The 20688-nt window shown below is 72.9% G+C and carries 19 protein-coding genes; 3 read left to right on the forward strand and 16 right to left on the reverse strand.

Going from position 1 to position 20688, the window contains the following annotated elements:
• The first annotated feature begins 82 nt into the window (after nt 1–82).
• Complete coding sequence (locus N8J89_RS30535) at nt 83–1150, forward strand: methyltransferase (RefSeq protein ID WP_283660450.1); 1068 nt, start codon at nt 83–85, stop codon at nt 1148–1150.
• On the opposite strand, the gene N8J89_RS30540 is transcribed toward N8J89_RS30535, so the two are convergent.
• Both N8J89_RS30540 and N8J89_RS30545 read right to left on the reverse strand, forming a co-directional pair.
• A complete protein-coding gene (locus N8J89_RS30540; protein ID WP_283660451.1) occupies nt 1129–2682 on the reverse strand; it encodes a tannase/feruloyl esterase family alpha/beta hydrolase in 1554 nt (517 codons plus the stop codon). The genes N8J89_RS30535 and N8J89_RS30540 overlap by 22 nt on opposite strands.
• Before the next feature lie 251 nt (nt 2683–2933).
• Nucleotides 2934–3104: a hypothetical protein gene (locus N8J89_RS30545; protein ID WP_283660452.1), complete on the reverse strand. Its 171-nt coding sequence runs from the start codon at nt 3102–3104 to the stop codon at nt 2934–2936.
• A 207-nt stretch (nt 3105–3311) separates the two neighbouring features.
• Here N8J89_RS30545 and N8J89_RS30550 point away from each other — a divergent pair, with 207 nt between their 5' ends.
• Nucleotides 3312–3920 carry an RNA polymerase sigma factor gene (locus N8J89_RS30550; protein ID WP_283660453.1) on the forward strand — a complete coding sequence of 203 codons (609 nt, stop codon included), beginning with the start codon at nt 3312–3314 and terminating at the stop codon, nt 3918–3920.
• Here N8J89_RS30550 and N8J89_RS30555 read toward each other — a convergent pair.
• From N8J89_RS30555 to N8J89_RS30595, 9 genes are all read right to left on the reverse strand, one after another.
• Complete coding sequence (locus N8J89_RS30555) at nt 3880–7125, reverse strand: AfsR/SARP family transcriptional regulator (protein ID WP_283660454.1); 3246 nt, start codon at nt 7123–7125, stop codon at nt 3880–3882. The genes N8J89_RS30550 and N8J89_RS30555 overlap by 41 nt on opposite strands.
• Before the next feature lie 150 nt (nt 7126–7275).
• Complete coding sequence (locus N8J89_RS30560) at nt 7276–7752, reverse strand: MaoC family dehydratase (protein WP_283660455.1); 477 nt, start codon at nt 7750–7752, stop codon at nt 7276–7278.
• Nucleotides 7753–7756: 4 nt separating this feature from the next.
• Entirely contained in the window at nt 7757–8554 is a 798-nt protein-coding gene (fabI, locus tag N8J89_RS30565; RefSeq protein ID WP_283660456.1) for an enoyl-ACP reductase FabI, read from the reverse strand.
• The gene (locus N8J89_RS30570) at nt 8547–9764 is read right to left on the reverse strand and encodes a beta-ketoacyl-[acyl-carrier-protein] synthase family protein (RefSeq protein WP_283660457.1); all 1218 of its coding nucleotides are present in this window, start codon (nt 9762–9764) and stop codon (nt 8547–8549) included. Before N8J89_RS30570 ends, fabI begins: the two co-directional genes overlap by 8 nt.
• Entirely contained in the window at nt 9764–10003 is a 240-nt protein-coding gene (locus N8J89_RS30575) for an acyl carrier protein (protein ID WP_283660458.1), read from the reverse strand. Before N8J89_RS30575 ends, N8J89_RS30570 begins: the two co-directional genes overlap by 1 nt.
• Nucleotides 10000–10473, reverse strand: coding sequence for a type II toxin-antitoxin system RatA family toxin (locus tag N8J89_RS30580; protein ID WP_283660459.1), 474 nt, complete (start codon nt 10471–10473; stop codon nt 10000–10002). The genes N8J89_RS30575 and N8J89_RS30580 overlap by 4 nt, the downstream gene beginning before the upstream one ends.
• On the reverse strand, nt 10470–11723 hold the full coding sequence (locus N8J89_RS30585) for an aspartate aminotransferase family protein (RefSeq protein WP_283660460.1): 1254 nt from the start codon (nt 11721–11723) through the stop codon (nt 10470–10472). The genes N8J89_RS30580 and N8J89_RS30585 overlap by 4 nt, the downstream gene beginning before the upstream one ends.
• Entirely contained in the window at nt 11720–12862 is a 1143-nt protein-coding gene (locus N8J89_RS30590) for an acyl-CoA dehydrogenase family protein (protein WP_283660461.1), read from the reverse strand. Before N8J89_RS30590 ends, N8J89_RS30585 begins: the two co-directional genes overlap by 4 nt.
• The gene (locus N8J89_RS30595) at nt 12863–14491 is read right to left on the reverse strand and encodes an aldehyde dehydrogenase family protein (protein ID WP_283660462.1); all 1629 of its coding nucleotides are present in this window, start codon (nt 14489–14491) and stop codon (nt 12863–12865) included.
• 172 nt (nt 14492–14663) lie between these two features.
• Between N8J89_RS30595 and N8J89_RS30600 the strand changes: the two genes are divergently transcribed.
• Nucleotides 14664–15350: a S1 family peptidase gene (locus N8J89_RS30600; protein ID WP_283660463.1), complete on the forward strand. Its 687-nt coding sequence runs from the start codon at nt 14664–14666 to the stop codon at nt 15348–15350.
• Nucleotide 15351: 1 nt separating this feature from the next.
• On the opposite strand, the gene N8J89_RS30605 is transcribed toward N8J89_RS30600, so the two are convergent.
• The 5 genes from N8J89_RS30605 to N8J89_RS30625 are packed head-to-tail and all read right to left on the reverse strand — an operon-like array spanning nt 15352 to nt 20674.
• Complete coding sequence (locus N8J89_RS30605) at nt 15352–16332, reverse strand: DUF2156 domain-containing protein (protein WP_283660464.1); 981 nt, start codon at nt 16330–16332, stop codon at nt 15352–15354.
• The gene (locus tag N8J89_RS30610) at nt 16329–16772 is read right to left on the reverse strand and encodes a hypothetical protein (protein WP_283660465.1); all 444 of its coding nucleotides are present in this window, start codon (nt 16770–16772) and stop codon (nt 16329–16331) included. The genes N8J89_RS30605 and N8J89_RS30610 overlap by 4 nt, the downstream gene beginning before the upstream one ends.
• A 3-nt stretch (nt 16773–16775) precedes the next feature.
• Nucleotides 16776–17990, reverse strand: a complete 1215-nt coding sequence (locus tag N8J89_RS30615; protein ID WP_283660466.1) for a cytochrome P450 family protein — start codon at nt 17988–17990, stop codon at nt 16776–16778.
• A gap of 9 nt (nt 17991–17999) precedes the next feature.
• Entirely contained in the window at nt 18000–19346 is a 1347-nt protein-coding gene (locus tag N8J89_RS30620; RefSeq protein ID WP_283660467.1) for an NAD(P)/FAD-dependent oxidoreductase, read from the reverse strand.
• A complete protein-coding gene (locus N8J89_RS30625) occupies nt 19343–20674 on the reverse strand; it encodes an NAD(P)/FAD-dependent oxidoreductase (protein ID WP_283660468.1) in 1332 nt (443 codons plus the stop codon). The genes N8J89_RS30620 and N8J89_RS30625 overlap by 4 nt, the downstream gene beginning before the upstream one ends.
• Between the last annotated feature and the right edge of the window lie 14 nt (nt 20675–20688).

Below are 20688 nucleotides of genomic sequence, written 5' to 3' on the forward strand. Positions count from 1 at the left end.
GACCTGTCCTGTGTTCGCCGCGGTCGTTCGCTGAGCCCGCTCCGTTTCCGGAGCCCCTCAGCCGAACCAGCGGAACAGGACCATGAACACGGGTTTCTTCGACGACGGCCGGATCTGGCTGTCCGCGCGGGACGCACCGCGCCCACAGAACATTGTTGAGACAGACGACCGGATCGCCGCGGCCGAGGCGCTGAGGCTGTGCCGGAGCGGGGTTTTCCTGCTCTGGCAAGGAGAGTGGACTGGCGCGCGGCGGTTGCTGCGGGCGATGGACCGCCGGATGCCGTGGCGCGGCGGGGACTTCGGGCGGTGGCGGCAGCACCGGGCGTTGCGGGCGGCGGTGCTCGGGCGGGTGCTGGTGCCACTGGACATCCCCGGCGCGCCGCCGATGACACCGGCCGCCTGCGCGCAGGTCTACGGCGCGATCGACCGACCCGCGGTGGTGTCGGCACGGGAGCTGCTCGGGGTGCTCGGCGCGTACGAGTGGCGGCGGCAGGGGGTGTTCGTGCCGGGCCTTGGCGCGCGGATCCACCCGCACTACGGCGTCTTCCCACCGACCCGCCACGAGTACGTCGACCTGGTGGCCAAGACCGAACCATCGGCAGGCAGGCTGGCCTTCGACATCGGCACCGGCACCGGAGTCCTCGCCGCGGTGCTCGCCCAGCGCGGTTTCCAAGTCGTGGCAACGGATCTCGACCCCAGGGCGGTGGACTGCGCCAGGGACAACCTGCGCCGCCTCGGACTGCGGGCCGAGGTCCGCCAGACCGACCTCTTCCCGCCGGAACGCGCGGACCTGGTGGTGTGCAACCCGCCCTGGCTGCCCGGCCGGGTGCGCGGCGGCCTGGACCGCGGCGTGTTCGATCCCGGCGGCCGGATGCTGACCGCGTTCCTGGACCGCCTGCCCCGGCACCTGCGGCCCGGCGGTGAGGGCTGGCTGGTGCTCTCCGACCTGGCCGAACTACTGGGCCTGCGCGAACCCGGCGCGCTGGCCGCCGCGATCACGGCCGGCGGACTGCGGGTGCTGGGCACCAGCTCGGTCCGGCCCCGGCATCCCAGGGCCACCTCGGCGGCCGGGCCGCTGGCCGCGGCGCGGGCCGCCGAGGTGGTCACCCTGTGGCGGTTGGGCGTAACTCAGCCGCGGGCGCAGCGGTAACTGCTGGCCTGCTTCGGGTCACCCTTCCCGTCGTACTGCGACACCAGCGGATACCGGCACAGGTTCCGGGTGGTGTCCTCGATCGCGGCGGGCAGGGTGTCCGGGGCCTTGCCCTGTTCCACCCAGCTCACCAGCGCGCCCAGCGGATCCACCGGGGCCGGGCCGGTGCCGCCGCCGCAGTGGTCCACTCCGGGAGCCATGAACACGCGGTAGAACTCGTCCACCCGAGCCGCGCCGCCCATCCGGCGCTCCACCCGGTCGCGGTAGTCGGTGGTGCCCTGGGCGAAGATGATCGCGTCCGACCAGCCGTGCCAGGTGATCATCTTGCCGCCCGCGCGGCGGAAGCCGGACAGGTCGGGGTCGTCGGTGGCGATGAACCGGTCCATCAGCGCCGGGGACTTGGCCGCGATCCGGTTGAACTCGCGGTAGTCCACCGACTTCAGGTCGAACTTCGGGTCCTGCTCGACGAAGTAGCGCACCCAGTTGTCCGCGATCGGGTTCGGCTCGGCGTCACCGACCACGGAGAACGGCGCGCCCTTGGGCAGCCCGAACCAGGCGGGGTGCCCGGCCCAGATCTTGCGCACCACCTCGGCGGCAGCCCGGCTGATGGTGATCTCCTTGCCGTCACACTGGATCTTCGTCCCGATCAGCTTCGCCGGGTCGAAACCACACCGCAGCGGCTGTTCCAGGACTCCGTCGGCCACACCGTCCTTGGTGTCGCAGGCTGCCACCGCGGCCCGCTGGAACGCCTCGAACTCGCAGAGGCTGGGCCGGGTCTTCTCCTGGTTCATCACCACCTGGCCCCACAGGTCGGCGACCAGGAACCGCGGCATGCTGATCGCCGGGGCGGCGGCCAGGATGCCGTCGTAGTCGGCCGGGTAGCGCTGGGCGTTCATCAGGCCCTGGCGGCCGCCGGTGGAGCAGCCGTTCCAGTAGCTGAAGTCCGCTGGGCGGCCGAAGTGCGCGGCGGTGACCGCCTTGCCCGCCACCGCCAGGTCGTGCAGCGAGCGGGAGGAGAAGTTGGTCAGCAACTCCTTGTTCACCCGGCCGTCCGGGCCCAGCGCCCAGGAGGAGGGGTTGAGGCCGTCCTCGCCGACCCCGCCGTCGGTGGTGGCCGCGGCATAGCCCTGGGCCAGCGCGGAGGCCAGGCCGAAGGTGAAGTTGCCCATGGCGTAGCCGCCACCGCCGACGCCCTGGAAGCGGCCGTTCCAGCCCGCCTTCGGCAGCCAGGCCTGCACCAGGACCTTGTCGTTGACCCCGGGGTGGGTGAGCGTCACCTTGATCTCGCAGGCCGCCGGGTAGGCCAGCGGCGGGAACCAGGGTTCCTCGACCACCCCGGGGGGCTTGGCCTCGGCGGTCACCGACAGCACGCGGGCGCCGGGCACAACAGGAGCGGCGGGCGGCGCGCACTCGGCCGCGGGGGAAGAGGGGGCGGCGGTGGCGAGCGCCGGGAAGAGGGGGAGCAGCAGGGCTGCGGCAACAAGCGGCGCGAGCGCGCGCCGGAGTCGAGGGTGGACCGGGCTGGCAGACATGCGGCGAACCTATCGGGATCGCTGGTCCCGCACACCCGAGTTCCGCCGCGGGTGAACCGCCGGACGGCCCGCAGGGCGCCGTCCGGCGGTCCACACCGTCTTCACCAACCGCAGTGGCCGCCCGGAGCGCCCTGGGCGGTGGTCAGCACACCAGCCGCCAGGACACCGGACAACGCCAGCGAAACGAGTAACACGCGCTTCATGCAATCACTCCACAACGGGAACCAGTTATTTACCCACGGTCGGTCAATTCAGCAATGACCGCACTCGGCGAGCACGATGCCGCAGCCGCCAACGCAGCCACCGCCCGGCCTGCCACCGTCCACACTCGTGCTGACCTGCGCACTGAAGGCCGCGGCCAGTCCGGAGCCCAGACCGGCGAGACCGGCAAGAGCCATGACGATCACCAGCACACGTTTCATGAATCAGCCCCTGATCAATAAGGGAACGTCCGCCCTCGCACACGTTCCGCGCTGACCTGACGGAGGCTGAACCTAAACCACCGAACCGCGAAAGAAAAGGGCTGGGCAAATCGCGTCCCTATTGACCGGAAAGTCAGAGCAAGTTGAATGGTGAACTTTATCGACGTCAGGTTTCCATCCAGGTTTCGCCAATCCCGGGCGCGCACGATGACCGGGTTGCTCCCCACGCCGAGCGAACCGATCGGGCGGAACATGTCGCACACCCTGCACGCCGAGTCCGGCTCACTGGTCAACCGCTGTCAGAACCGGGAGGAGGACGCCTGGACCGAGCTGGTGCACCGCTACGGCCGGCTGGTCCGGGCGATCGCCGCCTCGCTCGGCCTGCGCCGGGCCGATGTGGAGGACGTCGCCCAGCAGACCTGGATCCGGGTCTACGAGGGCATCCGCTCGGTCCGCGAACCGGAGCGGGTGCGGGCCTGGATCGTCACCGTGGCCAGGCGGGAAGCGTTGCGGCACTTGAACCGGCGGACCACCGGCGAGCTGCCCATCGGCGACCAGGACTACTTCGACATGCCCGACGAGCAGGCCTGTCCGGCCGAGCACGTGGTGCTGGAGGCGGAGCTGGACGCGGCGCTGGCGGTGGTGGCCAGGCTGCCGGAGGCGCAGCGGCGGCTGCTGGTGCTGCTCTTCGGCGCGCAGTCGGTCAGCTACGACGAGATCAGCGCGCGGCTGGGCATCCCGCGCGGCTCGATCGGCCCGACCAGGGCCCGGCTGCTCAGGCAGCTCCAGTTCGCCCTCGACGGCTGGCGGTCATGAGCTCGGGCTCGGGCAGGCCCAGCTCGCGGTAGGTCTGCTCGGCCCGCCGCCGGTGCTCGGCCGCGGTGTCCGGCTCCTCGTGCACCGCGCCGAGCCCGTGGTGGGCGTTCGCCTGCTCGTGCCGGTTGTGCGCGAGGTCGCTGCGGTGCAGGGCCTGCTCGAACCAGATCCGCGCGTTGGGCGCGTCCTCCAGCAGCCGGTGCAGGTCGCCGAGGTGGTTGAGCGTCATGCACTCGCTGAACAGGTTCCCGGTCTCCCGCTGCAACTCCAAGCCCTGCAACAGGTTCTGCGCGGCCTCGGGCAGTTGTCCCTTCCACATCAGCACTTCGCCGAGGTAGCCCAGCGCGGCGCCCTCCCCGGACGGGCAGCCGATCTCCCGGTACACGCTCAGCGCCTGCTCCAGCAGCTCGGTGGCCTCGCCGGGCCTGCCCACCCGCAGCAGGGCCTGGCCGAGGTTGCTCAGCGCGTTGGCCTGGTGCCGCCGGTAGCCGCTTTCCCGGTGCACGGCCAGCGCGCCGCGCAGGTGGTCGAGGGCTTCGGCGTAGCGGCCGACCCGCAGGTAGGTGTGGCCGAGGTTGTTCAGCGCGCCGCCGATGCCCAGCCGGGACCCGGTGGCGCGGTTGACCTCCAGCGCGGAGCGGAAGTGCTCGATGGCCTCGGGGTAGCGGCTGGTGCGCAGGTAGAGGTAGCCCAGGTTGATCAGCGAGATGCCCTCGCCGGCGCGGAACCCGCCGCGCCGGTACAGGCGCAGCGCGGACTCCAGCCGCCGCTGGGCGTCGGCGTAGCGGCTGGTGTGCAGGAAGACGTTGGCCAGGTCGTTCTCCGCCTCGCCCTGGCCGATCAGGTCGCCGATCTCGCGGTAGATGTCCAGGGCCTGGGTGAGGCTGGCGACCGCCTCGGGGTAGCGGCCGGTGGGCTCGTAGATGCCGCCGAAGCGGCGCAGCGCGGTGGCCTCGCCGCGGCGGAAACCCGCCGCCCGGAACAACTCCAGGGCTTGTTTGAGGTTGTCCACGGCTTCCCGGTAGCGGCCCAGGCGGGCGCAGGCGGAGGCCAGGCCGAGCCTGCTGCACGCCTGGGCGTGCCGGTCGCCGAGCTCGCGGCTGGCCTCCACCGCGCCGTGCAGGGCGCGCAGCGGCGCCCGGCCCCTGGTGTCGAAGTAGGTCTCCAGGGTGTGCGGCAGCTGCCAGCCGACCTGGTGCCTGCCCTCCTCCTGGGCCTGGGTGATGGCCGCGGCCAGGTTGGGGTACTCGGCGTCCTGCCAGTTCAGCGCCTGCTCCGGGGTGCGCAGCCACGGGTGCGGCTGGGGCGCGCTGGGCAGCCAGACCAGGTTGGGGTCCAACATGATCGCGGCCGCGCCGCTGGTGCGCACGTAGTGCTCGTACATCCGTTCCAGCGCGGCCGCCCTGGCCGTCTCGGACTCCTCCTCCTGGGCGGCGCGGCGGGCGTAGTGCCGGAGCAGGTCGTGGAACTGGTAGCGGCCGGGGGTGGGCTGCTGCACCAGGTGCACGTCGACGAGCTCTTCCAGGAGGTCCTCGGTCTCGGCCACCGGCAGGTCGGCCAGCGCGGCGGCCACCCGCACGTCGAAGTCGGGGCCGGGCACCAGGCCGAGGAAGCGGAACAGCCGGGCCTTGGTGTGCGCGAGCTGCCGGTAGGACAGGCTGAACGCGGTGCCCACACAGCGGTCCCCGGCGGCCAGCTCGGTGAGGCGTCGGCGTTCGTCGCGCAGCCGGGTGGCCAGGTGCGCGGCGGTCCAGGCGGGCCGGGCGCGCAGCCGGGCGGCGGCGATGCGCAGGGCGAGGGGCTGGCGGCCGCAGAGCTCGACCACCTCGGCCACCGCGGCGGCTTCGGCGGTGGCCGGCGGGTGGTCCACGGTGCGGGTGAACAGGTCGGCGGCGGCCTCGCGCGGCAGCACGTCCAGGGACAGGGTCTGCGCGGTGTCCAGGTCGGTGAGCCTGCGCCTGCTGGTGACCAGGGTCAGGCAGCCGGCGGTGCCGGGCAGCAGCGGCCGGACCTGGGCCGCGCTGGCCGCGTTGTCCAGCACCAGCAGCAGCCGTTTGTCGGCCAGCTCGGCCCGCCACAGCGCGGCGCGGGCGTCCAGGCGTTCCGGGATCTTCTCCCCCGCCACGCCGATCGCGCGCAGCAGGGTGTCCAGCGCGGCGGCCGGGTCGGTGGGCTCGTGCCCGGCGGTGTGCGCGTGCAGGTCGATGAACAGCGAGCCGTCCGGGAAGTGCGCGGCCAGCTGGTGCGCGGCGTGCACGGCCAGGGTGGTCTTGCCGACCCCGGCCATGCCGTCGATGGCGGTGATCACCAGCGCGGTGCCGCCGGGCCGGTCGGTCTCGGGCAGGGTGGCCACCAGGCGGCGCATCTCCTCCTGGCGGCCGGTGAAGTCGACGATGTCGGCCTGCAGGTCGTTGCGCCGGGCGCTGACCCGCACGGCCGGGCGCTGGGGCGGGGGTTCGCACTCCCCGTGCAGGATCCGCTCGTGCAGCTCGCCGATCTCCGGCCCGGGGTCCGCGCCGAGCTCCTCGGCCAGCGCGGTGCGCAGCTCCTGGTGCACCCGCAGCGCCTCGGCCGGCCGGCCCGCCCGGCAGAGCGCGCGCATGAGCAGGGCGTGCAGGCGTTCGCGCAGCGGGTTGGCCGCGGCCAGCGCGCTCAGCTCGGCGACCAGGTCGCCGCGCCCGCCGCCGTGCTCGAGCACGCAGTCGGCCAGCTCCTCCTGGGTGAGCAGCCGGTACTCGGCCAGCCGGGCGCTCTCCGCGGCCAGCACCGGAGTGGCGCTCACCCCGGCGAAGGGCTCGCCCCGCCACAGGCCGAGGGCCTCCCGGTACCGGGCCAGGCAGGCTTCGAGCTTGCCCGCGCCCCTGGCCACCCTCGCCTGCTCGACCAGCGCCTCGAAGCGGTGCAGGTCCAGCTCACCGGGCCGCAGGCTGAGCAGGTAGCCCGGTGAGCGGCGTAGTAGCCAGGCCGGTCCGCCTTTGCGCTGGCCCAGCGCGCAGCGCAGCCGGGAGACGTAGGCGTAGATCTCGGCCTTGGTGTCCACCGCGGTGCCGTGCGGCCACAGCTCCTCGGCGATCCGGTCGATGCTGACGATGGCACCCGCGTTGGCGAGCAGGATGCCGAGCACGGTGCGCGCCCTCGGTGTGCCCAGCGGCAGCGACCGCCCGTCGAGCACGGCTTCCAGCGGTCCCAGTACCCGAAACTCCACTGACTGACCCCACACACTTCACCAGCGACTATGTCCTCCCTGTCGCGGAGGCTCGGTGAATGGTTACTCCAAATGTGCGAAATACCGAATTACCCCAGACATGACGTGCACCACCGGGACCAGGTCCGGCCCCGGTGGTGTCCTGGCCGGTCAGGCCGTGGTGGCCAGTTCGGGGGCGTGCAGCAGCATCCGCATCCGGGCGGTGTAGGCGGCCTCGGCCTTGCCCTCGACCTCGCCGGTGACGCCCAGCTGGAGGTCGGTGAAGCCGAGGGCCCGCTCGGTGGCGGTGAGCAGCTCGAACACCGCGCGCACCCGGGCGCCGACCGGCACCGGCTGGTGGAAGCGCAGCCGGTCCATGCCCTTGTTGATCACCAGGTCGACCCCGTCCACGTGCATGGTCTCGCGCAGCTGCGCCGGTATCAGCGAGACGGTGAGGAAGCCGTGCGCGATGGTCCCGCCGAACATGCCTTCCTTGGCGCGTTCGGCGTGCAGGTGGATCCACTGCCGGTCCTCGGTGACCTCGGCGAACTCGGTGATCCGGCGCTGGCTCACGGTGTGCCAGGCGCTCTCGCCCAGCCGCTGGCCGACCGAGGCGCGCAGCTCGGCGGCACTGCTGAAGATCCGCATCCGGCTATCCCCTCTCCTGGCCGGCGCCGACCGCGTGCGCCCCGCCGTCGACGTGCAGGATCTCCCCGGTGACCGAGGGCAGCCACTCCGACAGCAGCGCGCACACCACCCTGGCCACCGGTTCGGTGTCGGTCTGGTCCCAGCCCAGCGGGGCCCGGTCCGCCCACAACCGGTCCAGCTGGTCGAACCCGCCGATGCCGCGCGCGGCGAGTGTCCGAAGTGGACCGCAGGCGACCAGGTTGACCCTGGTTCCCTGTGGCCCCAAGGCTTGCGCGAGATAGCGGCAGCAGCTCTCCAGGCCCGCCTTGGCCACGCCCATCCAGTCGTAGCCGGGCCAGGCCAGGCTGGCGTCGAAGTCCAGGCCGACCAGGGAGCCGTGCGCGGACTTGGCCAGCAGCGGGCCGAAGACCCGGCCGAAGGCGGCGAAGGAGTAGGTGGAGATGTGCAGCGCGGTGGCCACCTCCGCCCACTCCGCGGTGAGGAAGCCGCCGCCGAGCGCGCTGGGCGGGGCGAAGGCCACCGAGTGCAGCACCCCGTCCAGCAGGCCCCAGCGGGCGTAGAGCGCGTCGGAGACCGCGTCCAGGTGCTCGGGCTGGGTGACGTCGAGCTCCAGCACGTCGCAGGGCTGGGGCAGGGTTTCCGCGATCGCCTCGGTGATGCGCAGGCCGCGGCCGAAGCCGGTGAGCACGATCTCCGCGCCGTGTTCCTGGGCCATCCGGGCCACCCCGTAGGCGATGGAGCTCTCGGTGAGCACGCCGGTGATGAGGATCTTCTTGCCGGACAACAGCTTCGGCTCAGTCACGGGTCAGCACCACCACGCCGTTGGCCCCGCCGAAGCCGAAGGAGTTGCTGACCGCGGCCCTGATGTCCAGCTGGCGCGGGATCTTGCGCACGATGTCCAGGTCGATCCGCGGGTCCAGGCGGTCCAGGTTGGCGGTGGGCGGCACGATGCCGTCGCGCACGGACAACACCGTGCACACCGCCTCGATCCCGCCCGCCGCGCCGAGGGCGTGCCCGATGGTGCCCTTGACCGAGGTGACCGGGGTGCCCTCGGGGTAGAGCCGCTTGATCAGGCTGCCCTCGATCACGTCGTTCATCGGGGTGGAGGTGCCGTGCGCGTTGACGTGCCCGATGTCGCAGGGGTGCAGCCCGGCGGCTTCGAGGGCGATCCGGCTGGCCCGTTCCACGCCGTCGCCGTGCGGGTGCGGGGCGGTGATGTGGTAGGCGTCGGAGGCCCCGCCGTACCCGGCCAGCCGCGCGTGCACCCGCGCGCCGCGGGCCTTGGCGTCCTCGATCCGTTCCAGGACAAGGATGCCGGCGCCCTCGGCGGCGACGAAGCCGTCCCGGTCGGCGTCGAAGGGCCGGGACGCGGTCGCCGGGTCCCCGCTGCGGGTGGACAGCGCGCCGAGCTGCCCGAACCCGGCCATGATCAGCGGGGACAGCGCGGACTCCGCCCCGCCGGTGACCACCACGTCGCAGATCCCGGAGCGCAGCCAGTCCCAGGCCACGCCGAGCGCGGTGGCCCCGGAGGCACAGGCCGTGGCCGGGGCCAGGCTGGGGCCACGCGCGCCGAGATCCAGGCTGAGCCAGGCGGTGGGCGAGCCGGTGCCGGCCATCGGGATCAGCAGCGGGGTCACCTGGGACTCGCCCTCGGCGCGCAGGATCTCGTACTGCTGCTCGAAGGTCATGGTGCCGCCGAGGGAGTTGCCCACCACCACGCCGACCCGCGCGCCGTTCCAGGTGGCCGGGTCCAGGCCGCTGTCCGCGACCGCCTCGCGGGCGGCGACCCTGGCCAGGTGCGCGCAGCGTTCCTGCCGCCAGGCGGTGCGGCGGCCGAGCTGGGCGTCGGCGTCGAAGCCGGGCACCCGGCAGCTGAAGTCGGTGACCATGCCGGAGAGCGCGGGGTCGGCGCTGGCGGTGGACTCCCCGCGCAGGATGCCCGCCCAGCTCGCCTCGACGCCGATCCCGGCGGCGGTGACCAGGCCGAGTCCGGTGATCGCGAGGCCGCTCATCAGGCGGCCTCGCGCTTGGACTCGATCAGCGAGGCGATGGTGGCCAGGGTGTCCGAAGTGGACACTTCGTTGTCCTTGACCCTGACCCCGAACTCCTTCTCGGTCACCAGGCCCAGCTCCACCAGGGCGAGGGAGTCCAGGTCGAGCTCGGCGAAGGTGGCCTCGGGCCGGACCTCCTCGGGCGGCACGCCGAAGCGGGTGGTCAGCAGCGAGGTCAGCTGGTCGAGCAGGGCGCTCATGGGATGGTCCTTTCCACAGGGATGGGGGGCAGGTCGTGCAGTTGGGTGGCCGCGCCGAAGAGTCCACTCAGGACGGAGCCCATGACCCGGCGGAGCAGCCGTTCGGCCACCGGGTCCATGGCCTCGGCGAGGCTGTCGATGCCGAAGTCGAAGTCCACCTGGAAGTCCACCGTGCAGCCGGTCTCGGCCCCGGTGATCCGCCAGGCGCCGCGGAAGTGCTCGAAGTCGCCGTCGACCTGGCCGAACTCGACGCTGGTGGTCGCCGGGTCGAGGTGCTCCCACTCCCGCCAGCGCAACCGGCCGCGGCGGAAGGCGACCTCCCAGGCGGAATGCCGTGGCTCGCCGGGGAAGACCTCGACGGAGCGCACCTCCTCGGCGATGGCCGGGAAGCGGGTGAAGTCGGTGAGCAGGGTGAAGGCTTGCGCTGGACTGGCACCGGGCACCTCGGCCAGCAGGTGGATCCGCCTCATCCGGCCACCGCCCTGGCCGCGGTGGCGAAGGCCTGGACGAGGAAGTCGAGCTCGGCCTCGTCCAGGGTGGCCGGCGGGGTGAGCCGCAGCACCTGGGCGGAGTTGAGCGAGTGGTTGGCGATGACCCCGGCGGCCATCAGCTCGGCCAGCAGGTCCGCGGCCAGGCCGGGCTTGCTGAACTCGATGCCGATGAGCAGTCCGGCGCCGCGCACCTCGCGCACCCGGGAGCCGAGGATGTCCTGGCACAGCGCGGAAAGCTTGGTCCGGATGTGCTCGCCGAGCCTGCCCGCGGCCTCGACCAGGCCGCCTTCCTGGATCGCCTCGATCGCCCCGCACACCGCGGCCATGGCCAGCGGGCTGGCGGAGAAGGTGGAGGTGTGCAGGTAGGGGTCGCGGTCGAAGGCGCGGAAGGCGGACTCGGTGGCCAGCACCGCGGACACCGGCAGCACCCCGCCGCCGAGCGCCTTGCCCACCACCAGCACGTCCGGGGTGATCCGCTCGCGGTCCGCGCCCCACCAGTGGCCGAGGCGGCCCAGGCCGGTCTGCACCTCGTCCAGGATGAAGAAGGCCCCGTACTCCCGGCACAGCCGCTGCGCCTCGGCCAGGTAGCCGGCCGGTGGCAGGACGACGCCGGCCTCGCCCTGCACGGGTTCCAGGATCAGCGCGGCCCTGCCCTCGTGCGCGGCCAGCTCCCGGCGCAGCGCGTCCGGGTCGCCGTAGGGCACGTGGCAGACGCCGGGCAGCAGCGGCCGGAACGGTTCCTGGAACACGCTGCGGGCGGTGACGCTGAGCGCGCCGAGGGTCTTGCCGTGGTAGCCGTCCCTGGCCGAGATCAGGTGGGTGCGGCCGTGCGTGCGGGCCAGCTTGATCGCGGTCTCCACCGCCTCGGCGCCGGAGCAGGCGAAGTGCACTTTGTCCATTGTGGACGGAGCGACCGCGGTGAGCGCGGCGGCGGCCTTGGCCGCGACGGGTTCGAGCAGCAGCTTGGTGGACACCGGCAGGGTGTGCAGCTGGGCGCGCACCGCGGCGACCACCCTGGGGTGGCGGGCGCCCATCAGCAGCACGCCGTAGCCGCCGCAGTTGAGCAACGCCCGGCCGCGGTTGGTGCGCACCCAGGCCCCGGTGGCGGACTGTTCCAGCTCGCGGCCGAACAGCTCGCCGAGTGCGGCCCGGCCGCGACTGAGGTGGGTGCGGTAGGCGGTGGCGGTGCGCTCGAACTCCGCCTCGGCCGCGGTGACGTCGACGGTCATGTCGCGTCCCTGGCCGAGCTGAGGTGGCCGAGCACGGTCTGCGTGGTGCCCGCCCGGCCGGGCGGGTGGAAGGCGACCGCGTGCGCGGCGGCCAGCAGGTAGCCGATCTCGCCGGCGGCGATGAAGGCCATGCCGCCCAGCAGTTCGGCGGCGGCGGAGGCGGTGGAGGTGACCAGCTCCTGCACGGTGTGCCTGGTGACCAGGGCCGCGGTCAGGGTGTCCACCCCGGTGTCCCCGGCGTCGATCCGGCGGGCCAGGCCCTCGGTGAGCAGCGCGGCGCTCTGGTGCCGGATGACCAGCGCGGCCCGGTCGGCCGCGCTGCCCCGGCCCCGGTGCAGCACCCGCTCGACCAGCGCCCCGGCGAGTCCACTGTAGACGGAGCAGACGCTGAGCTGGAACCAGGTCAGGCCGAGGATCTGCAGCTCCAGCATCCGCCCGGCCAGCTCCGGGGTGGTGCGCACCAGCTGGTCCTCGGTGAGGAAGACGTCGGTGAGCCGGACCTCGTGGCTCTCCGCCCCGGCCAGGGCGAAGGTGGACCAGAACGGGTGCACGGACAGCCCGGGGGTCATGGCGGGCAACAGGATCAGCCCGAAGTCGGCCTCCCCGTCGCCGGTGGGCACGGCCACGCTGGCGGAGAGCAGGTCCATCGAGCGGGACAGGCTGCACGGTTTCTTCACCCCGTTGACCAGGTAGCCGCCCTCGACCCGCTCGGCGCGCAGGGTGGGGCGCAGGATGTCCTGGTCGGTGTTGCCCTCGGCGAACCCGGAGGCCAGCAGCAGCCGATCGGTGGCGATCCGTTGCGGCAGCACGGGATCCAGGTTCACCTGGGTGCCGATCGCGGCCAGCATCGAGTACAGGGTGCCGACGGAGAAGTGGTGCATCATGGTGGCCACCGCCATCGACGGGGCCAGCGCGCCGAGGGCCCGCATCACGCCCATCGCCTGCACCGCGGTGCCGCCGCTGCCGCCGTATGCCTTGGGCACCAGCAGGTTCGAGGCCCCGCTGGCGCGGAAGAGCTGGATGGCCTTGCCGTCGTCGGCCTCCCGTTCGGCCAGGCTCAGCCCGGCGAGCTCCGCGCGCAGGCCGGGGGCCAGCTCCTCGCAGACGTCCCGGTCGGCGGCCATGAACTGTAGATCCATTCACGCTCCTGGTTCGGTGATGCGGGTGTAGGCCTCGAAGACCGCGGCGCTGGGCCGCACGTTCTCCGCGATCGACACGCCCTGCAGGTGGGTGGTGCGCAGCACCAGGTAGTTGGCCTCGCCGAAGGCGCCGCCGGTGAGCCCGGTGCCGCCATGTGTTGGCAGGTAGGGGAGGAAGCCGATGTGCGAGTCGTTGACCTTGAGCAGGCCGCCGTTGCCGACCTTGGCCAGGAACTCCTCGATGACCAGCTCGTCCTTGGCCCACAACGAGTTGCGCAGGCCGTAGCGGTTGCTGTCCACAAAGGCCAGTACCGCGGCCAGCAGCTCCTCGTCGGGGGCTTCGCCGGGCACGACCACGGGCAGCAACGGGAAGAAGGTCTCCTCGCGGACCGCGGTCAGCTCCCGGCAGGTGTCCAGGCCGTCCACCCGCAGCACGGTGGGGGCCAGGAACGGCCCGGTCTCCGACGGTTCGCCGTCGACCTCCAGCCGCCCGCCGCCGCAGATGAGCGTGGCGCCGCGGGCCAGGGCGTCCTCGACCACGGTGCCGAAGCGTTCGGCGCGCAGCACCGGGGAGAGCAGCACGTCCGGCTCGTCCGGGTAGCCGGGGCGCAGCGCGGTGACCGCGGTGTGCAGCTTGGCGATCAGCTGCTCGGCGATGGCGGGGTGCACCACCGCCTGGTTGGGCACCATGCAGATCTGGCCGGAGCCGTAGAAGCACTCGGTGAGCGCCTCCACCGCGAGGTCCAGGTCGGCGTCCCGCCAGATCACCACGCAGTCGTTGCCGGCCAGTTCCAGGATCGGTTTCTTCCCGGCGGCCACGCAGTCCCGTTCCAGCTCGAGTCCGCGTTCCACGCCGCCGGTGTAGAAGATGTCGTCCACCAGCGGGTCGGCCAGCCAGCTCCGCAGCGCCGGCCCCGGTCTGCCGCAGAACATGTTGAGCACCCCGGGCGGCGCGCCGATCTCGGCCAGCGCGGGCACCACGTACTCGCGCAGCACGTGCATCACGCCGAAGGGCGCGCTGCGCGGGGCCCGCACCACCACGGTGTTGCCCGCCATCAGCGCGGTGGCCCCGAACAGGGCGCTGGTGGCCGGCGCGTTCTGCGGCGGGTTGACGCAGACCACCCCGTCCGGCCGCCGTCGCAGCAGCAGTCGCCGGTCGCCGTGCCGGAACTCCTGTTCCAGCTGCCCGGCCAGCCAGCCCACGGTCTCCTCGCTGGCCACCGACAGCATCCCGGCCACCTGCCACTCGGCCAGCGGCCGCGGGTTGCCCTCGGCGATGAGCACGTCCACGAGGTCCTTGTGCCCGGCCAGGATCCGCTGCCGCAGCGCCAGGGCCAGCTCGACCCGGACCGCCAGCGGCGTCGCGCCCCACACGGGTGCGGCCTCGGCCGCGGCGGCCACCGCGGCGGCCATGGTGTCCTCATCGGCCAGCGCGCACCGGCCGACCACCCGGTCGGCCACGGCGGCCGGGTCGAGCTGGCCCTGTTCCAGCCGCCGTTTGAGGGTCAGGCTGCCGAACAGGTCGGTGAGGATCGACCGCGCGCCCACGGTGTAGACGTAACGGTCGGAGTCGATCTCCTTCCCCGCCACGTAGGACAGGTAGGTCGGCACCGGAACCCCTGGGCTCATCGGTCTCCCTCTCGGCTGGCTTCGTCACTGGCACAGTGGCGCTGGGTGTCCGGCTGGATACCGCGAGCCGACTGAACTGAATTGCGCAGTGCTTTAGTCGGTGTCCGGCCACGCTGGCCGGCGCTTAGCGTCCGGGCATCCGGCCTGCGGAGCCGGTGGCTCTGGAGGCGTTGTGCGCGCGAGGAACTTCATCGCCGGTCTGCTGGCCGGTTCGGCCGTGCTGCTCGGACTGGCGGCCCCGGCCCAGGCTGGCGTGACCATCGTCAACGGCGAGTTCACCGCCTCGGCGCCGTGGAGCGCCCGGCTCTACCAGGACGGCAAGGACGGCTACTGCACCGCCACCGTCATCGCCGCGCAGTGGATCCTCACCGCCGAGCACTGCGTGGGCGGCAACCACCGCTGGGGCTTCCGGATCGGCAACGTCGAGCACGCCAAGGGCCAGTACGTGGACGTGGCCCCCGGCGGCCTGACCGTGCACACCAACGCCGACCTGGCGCTGCTGAAGCTGGCCAAGCCGGTGCGCGCGCCCGCGGTGAAGCTGGGCGCCCTGGCCGATGTCGCGGTGGGCAACACGGTCACCATCCACGGCTGGGGCCAGACCGAGCAGGGTCAGCAGTCGCCTCGGTTGAAGAACGCCAAGCTGAAGGTCACCGATGTGTCCGCGCAGGACTACAAGGGCGGCCGGGCGGTCAACGGCGAGCGGATCAACGGCGTGTGCGGCACCGGCGACTCCGGCGGGCCGATGTTCGCCCCCAACGGAAACCAGGTCGGCGTGCTTTCCACCGGCAACGACACCAGCTGCCAGTACACCCACGTCGGCGCCTACCGGGACTGGATCCGCGGTATCGCGGGGGTGTGAGTCACAGCGCGCCGATCAGTCGCAGCAGCCGGTAGCCCGCGCCGAGGCTGAGGCCGTGCTCGAAGGCCAGGTACTCCGGCTCGATCAGGTGGGGCGCCCACTTGGTCTTGAACCGCTCCTGGGTGCGCGCGGAGTACAGCCAGCGCTCCCGCCCGGCGATCCGGCGCATGACCCCGTCGAGGATCCTGTTGTGCGCGCCGGGAATCCGGTGTTCCGGGTGGAGCTGGACGAACGGCGTGAAGCCCAGGTGCAGCCAGTCAGCGCCCTCGCCGCGGAAGACCTCCGCGGCGTGGGCGATGATCGACTCGATCGCGCCGGTCGGGGCGGCGGGGTGGCGGCGGGTCAGGTCGTAGAGCCAGCCCGGCCGCGGCCCGTAGACCGGGGAGAAGGAGATGTAGGCGACGATCCGCTCCGCCGCCCTGGCCACGAACAGTCTGCGGTGCGCCGCGCCCCGACCACCGCGCTCGCCGACCATGAAGCCGAGCTGTTTCACCGCCCGGCCCTTGGCGCGCAACCACTCCTGGTCGATCGCGGCCAGGGTCAGCGCCAGCTCAGTGTCCATTGTGGACTCCTCGGCGACCTGGACCCCGGCGCGGCGGGCCTGGGAGAGCCGGTTGCGGGTCTCGGCGAGCTTGCCGCCGCGGAGGGTGAACTGGGCCAGGTCGATGCTGAAGGAGGCGCCGAGCTGGTTGACCGCGTAGCCCAGCTCGGCGCAGGCCGCGGCCTCCTCCTTGAGCAGCTGCACGGCGGTGATCCGGCGGCCCTGCCCGGCGGCGAAGGCCCGGAAGGCCGCGGTCAGCGCGGGCTGGTCGACCTCGGCCGCGCACGGCCCGGTCAGCTGCACCAGGTGCCGTCGACCGGCTGGCCGATAGGCGATGAGGCCGTTGATCCCCGGAGTCTGAAAGTGTTCGGTGTCCTGGTTGTAGGCCAGGAACGCGCTGGAGCTGCGGGCGTGCGCGCGCAGCAGGTCCACGGCGGTCACCGCTCGGAGACCGCGGCGGCCAGCCGGAGGTAGGCCGGGTGCGGCTTGGGCTCGAAGGACACCGCGAACGGTTTGAGGAAGTTGCCGAGCAGTCCCCGGTCGCCGCACAGGTGGATCGGGATGGCCAGCAGCGCCCACTCCGGTCGCACCAGCCAGCACCACAGCAGCGCGACCACGCCCGCGGTGACGAAGCTGTGCGCCAGGTTGTAGGCCACGTAGAAGCCGCGGTGGATCTTGCCGGTCGCGCTGCGGTGGAAGGCGATCAGGCCGGGCAGGTAGCCGATGACGTCGATGTAGGCGAACAGCAGCAGCGCGGGCAGCAGCCGCACTTCTGCCCAGTGCACCAGGAAGAGCCCGGCGCACACCCCCAGCGCGGCCAGGTACTCCAGGCGGAGCAGGCGGTAGGTGGTGCGGGTCTCGAACAGGTTGCGCGGATCCACGCCTCAGCCTCCCGGGGTGAACACGATGGGCAGGGACAGCGGGGCACGGCCGATGCCGGGCATCCACTCCAGGTCTTCGTAGCGCGCGTTCAGCCGCAGGTCGGGCAGCCGGACGAACAGCCGGGCCAGCGCGGTGCGCACCTCGGCCCTGGCCAGCTGCGCGCCCAGGCAGTAGTGGATGCCGTGACCGAGGCCGAGGTGCGCATTGGCGTCGGCGCGGGCCAGGTCGAAGACGTCCGGGTCGGCGAAGCGGCGCGGATCCCGGTTGGCCGCGCCGAGGGAGACCAGCACCCGCTCGCCCTTGCCGACCGCGACTCCACCGATCACGGTGTCCTGTTTGGCCCAGCGCATGGTGGACAGCTCGGCCGGTCCCTCGTACCGCAGCGCCTCCTCCACCAGGTTGGTCACCAGGTCCGGGTCGGCGCGGAAGGCGGCGAGCTGGCCGGGGTGGCGCAGCAGGGCCAGGGTGGCGTTGGCGATCAGGCCGGCGGTGGTGACGTGCCCGGCCAGGAACAGCAGCAGCGCGTTGGCCAGCAGCTCCTCGTCGGTGAGCCGCCGCTGCTCGTCCCTGGCCGCGATCATCGCGCTGATCAGGTCCTCGCCCGGCGCGTGCTTCTTGGCCGCGATCAGCCCGGCCATGTACTCGTTCAGCCCGGCCAGTGCGGCCGCGGCCTTCTCCCTGGTCTCCGGGGTGAAGCCGACGTAGTCGTGGGCCAGCTCGAAGAAGGCGTCCCGGTCCTGTTCCGGCACGCCGAGCAGCTCGCCGATCATGCCGACCGGCAGCCGCAGCGCGAACTCCCGCATCAGGTCGGCCTGCCCACGCGGGGCGAACTCGTCGATCAGCCGGTCCGCGGCGTCGTGCAGCGTGTCGTGCAGGGCCTCGATCCGGCGGCGGGTGAACGCGCTGCCGACCAGGCGGCGCAGCCGGTCGTGGTCGGGCGGGTCCAGGTTGAGCATGCTCGCGCCCATGCTCGGTGAGAGGCCCTGGACGGACTCGGCGTCGTAGCGGCTTTCCTTGCTCAGCAACGGATCGGTCAGCGCCTGCCGGACCTCCTCGTAGCCGGTGACCAGCCAGGCGGTCAGTCCGGTCGGCAGGGTCAGGTAGCGCACCGGGGACACCGCGCGCAGCCGGGCGTAGGAGGGGTAGGGGTCGCGCTGGTAGTCCTCGTCGAACAGCGCGGCGTCGGCCGGGTCGGGTCGGACCGGGCATCTATCCATTGTGGACACTCATTTCCCGTCGCGGCCGAAGCGGAGCGGCGCGCGACGTCCGGTGTGCAGGGAACGGCGGTCGTTGAGTTCGAGGAAGCCCTGGCGCAGCGGGTAGCGCAGCCGGTCCAGCACCGGCGCGGGCCTGGCCCCGCCGCGGTGCCAGGGCACGGTGGGCGGTGGCAGGGGTTTGCCGTGCAGGGCGGCGGCGAGCTGGCCGCTGAGCCAGCCCGCAGTGTGCAGGGCGGGCGCGATGCCCCGGCCGTTCCAGCCACCGGCGAACCACACGCCGGACTGGACCTGGCCGACGATCGGCATCCAGTCCGGGGTGGCCCCGCTGACCCCGGCCCAGGACCGGGCGATGCGCACCCCGTCCAGTGCCGGGAACAGTTGGCGCAGCTCGCGTTCCAGGCGTCGCCAGGTGCCGCCGGAGACCCTGGGCTGGGTGCCGGGCCGGGTGCTGGGGTTGGCCGCGCGGCCGCCGCCGAGGATGAGCCTGCCGTCCGGGCTCAGCCGCGCGTAGTTGAAGTAGGCCCGCGAGTCCAGCACCAGGTCTCCGGGCCGCAGCGGGAGCGCGGCGAGCGGTTCAGTGCACAGGGCCTGTGAGCGGAACGGGACCACCGGCAGCCGCACCAGCCCGGAAACCCTGGTGTAGCCGTCGATCGCGAGCACCACCTGCGCCGCGTCCACCTCACCGAGGTCGGTGCGCACCCGCACCCGCTCGCCGGGTTCCACCGAGCGCACCGGCGTGCCCTCGAACACCTCCACCCCGCGCGCCAGCAGCAGGTCTCGCAGTCCCCGGCACAGCCGCAGCGGGTCCAGCTGGTAGAGCGGAGCCACCCGTAGCGCGCCGAACCCACCTTGCAGCCCAAGGGTTTCCGCGGCCTCGCGGGGCGAGAGCCAGTCCGCCTCCATGCCCAGACGGTTCAGCTCCGGCAGGTCGCCGGTGTAGCGGCGCACGTGCTCGGCGGTGACCGGTAGCTGGTACATCCGGCCGCGCACCAGGTCACAGTCGATGCCCTCGGCGGTGACCAGCTCGTGCAGTGCGGCCATCCCGTCCAGGGAGGCCCTGGTCAGGCTGTCCGCAGCCGCGGCGCCAACTCGCTTGTGCAGCAACCGCATCGAGCCCCACACGCCCGGTCTGGCCAGTCCGGTGCTGTGCCCGGTCGCGCCGCCGCCGACCACCACGGCCTCCAGCAGCAGGATCCGCGCCGAGGGCAGCTCTTCGCGCAGCCGGTGCGCCAGGGACAGCCCGGCGATCCCGCCGCCCACCACCACGACGTCCGCGCGGTGCCTGCCGGTCAGCGGCGGCAGCAGCGGTTCGGCGGTCGGCGCGCCGCCCCAGGGCGAGGTGTGCGCGAGGGTCATCGCGACACCGCCAGGCTCGGCGCCTGCCCGGCGCGTTCCCGGAAAGCCCTGCGGCGCAGCAGGTTCAGCCGCACCAGTGCCCCGGCCTCGCGGAGCACCGCCGGCGCGGGCACGCCGGAGAGGACCTGGTTCAGCGCGGTGCGGGCCAGCCGAGTCGCGGTGAGCAGGGTGTCGGCGTCCCGCTTGTCCGCCATGACCTCGTCCAGCCTGCGGACGCCGGTCGCGTCCAGCCCGCGGAAGAAGGCCTTGCGCAGCGCGCCGACCGGGGCCGCGTCGCCCAGCTCCTGGCTGTACCAGAAGTTGGCCAGCTCGGCCTGGTCCCGCCGCCGCGCCCACTCCCGCAACCGTTCCGGCAGCGCCTGTTGATCGTCCCAAGTGGACAGCAGGGCGGTGGCCAGCGCGGCGGAGTTGCGCAGCGCGTCGGTGATGCCGTGACCGATGGTGGCGTCCTTGGCGTGCCCGGCGTCCCCTACCAGGGCCCAGCCCGGCCCGAAGGGCTGCCGGAAGAAGCACGGGTAGCCGATCATCCGGCGCAGCCCGCCCACCGGCTCGCCGCCGCTGGCCAGCTCGGCGATCTCCGGACTGACCCGCTCCACCCACGGCAGCAGCGCGTCCGCCCCGGTGCGCCGGAAGTCCTCCGGATCGCCCACCGGCGGCTGTGCGCACAGGTAGTACTCCTCCGCCCCGGTGGGCAGGATGTGCGCCAGCCGCGCGCCGACCCGGTGCCACAGCAGCACCCTGGGCAGCCGCTTGCCGCGGAAGTACCGCCACACCTGGCCGCGGCCGCTGCGGAAGGTCAGGTACTGGGTGGCGCGCACCCAGCGGGCCACCGGCGAGCTGCGCCCGTCCGCGCCGACCACCAGCCGGGCCCGCACCGGCCGCACCCGCCCGTCCTGGTCGGCGACCTCCACCCCGACCACCCGGTCGCGCTCGCGCAGCAGCCCGACCACCGGGCGGCCCAGGTGCACCTCCGCCCCGGCCGCGCGGGCCCGGTCCAGCAGCAGGTTGTCCAGCAGCTCACGCGGCGGGCACAGCCCGGGGTCGGCGGGGTGCCGGAAGGTCAGCCGCAGCTCGTCCAGGCGCACCTGGACCTCCGGCAGCGGCGGCACCCCGGCGGCCACCAAGTCGTCATAGACGCCTTCGGCGCGCAGGTCCTGGGTGCCGTGGAAGATGTGCGTGGACAGCGTCGGCCCGAGCTCAACCGCCCGCTCGTACACCGCAACCCGCAGCCCGGCCCTGGCCAGCCTGGCCGCCAGCGCGGCGCCCGCGACCCGGCCGCCGACCACCGCGACGTCCACTGTGGACGTTGTTCTCGAGGACACCGCCATCACGCCCCTTCGTC

The sequence above is a fragment of the Crossiella sp. CA-258035 genome, from assembly GCF_030064675.1.
In the GTDB taxonomy this organism is placed as follows: domain Bacteria; phylum Actinomycetota; class Actinomycetes; order Mycobacteriales; family Pseudonocardiaceae; genus Crossiella.

Bases quoted from the DNA above. Each gene is read 5' to 3' on its own strand.
- N8J89_RS30535 (WP_283660450.1), top strand. From the start codon at position 83: ATGAACACGGGTTTCTTCGACGACGGCCGGATCTGGCTGTCCGCGCGG.
- N8J89_RS30540 (WP_283660451.1), bottom strand. From the start codon at position 2,682: ATGTCTGCCAGCCCGGTCCACCCTCGACTCCGGCGCGCGCTCGCGCCG.
- N8J89_RS30545 (WP_283660452.1), bottom strand. From the start codon at position 3,104: ATGAAACGTGTGCTGGTGATCGTCATGGCTCTTGCCGGTCTCGCCGGT.
- N8J89_RS30550 (WP_283660453.1), top strand. From the start codon at position 3,312: ATGACCGGGTTGCTCCCCACGCCGAGCGAACCGATCGGGCGGAACATG.
- N8J89_RS30560 (WP_283660455.1), bottom strand. From the start codon at position 7,752: ATGCGGATCTTCAGCAGTGCCGCCGAGCTGCGCGCCTCGGTCGGCCAG.
- N8J89_RS30570 (WP_283660457.1), bottom strand. From the start codon at position 9,764: ATGAGCGGCCTCGCGATCACCGGACTCGGCCTGGTCACCGCCGCCGGG.
- N8J89_RS30575 (WP_283660458.1), bottom strand. From the start codon at position 10,003: ATGAGCGCCCTGCTCGACCAGCTGACCTCGCTGCTGACCACCCGCTTC.
- N8J89_RS30580 (WP_283660459.1), bottom strand. From the start codon at position 10,473: ATGAGGCGGATCCACCTGCTGGCCGAGGTGCCCGGTGCCAGTCCAGCG.
- N8J89_RS30585 (WP_283660460.1), bottom strand. From the start codon at position 11,723: ATGACCGTCGACGTCACCGCGGCCGAGGCGGAGTTCGAGCGCACCGCC.
- N8J89_RS30590 (WP_283660461.1), bottom strand. From the start codon at position 12,862: ATGGATCTACAGTTCATGGCCGCCGACCGGGACGTCTGCGAGGAGCTG.
- N8J89_RS30595 (WP_283660462.1), bottom strand. From the start codon at position 14,491: ATGAGCCCAGGGGTTCCGGTGCCGACCTACCTGTCCTACGTGGCGGGG.
- N8J89_RS30615 (WP_283660466.1), bottom strand. From the start codon at position 17,990: ATGGATAGATGCCCGGTCCGACCCGACCCGGCCGACGCCGCGCTGTTC.
- N8J89_RS30620 (WP_283660467.1), bottom strand. From the start codon at position 19,346: ATGACCCTCGCGCACACCTCGCCCTGGGGCGGCGCGCCGACCGCCGAA.
- N8J89_RS30625 (WP_283660468.1), bottom strand. From the start codon at position 20,674: ATGGCGGTGTCCTCGAGAACAACGTCCACAGTGGACGTCGCGGTGGTC.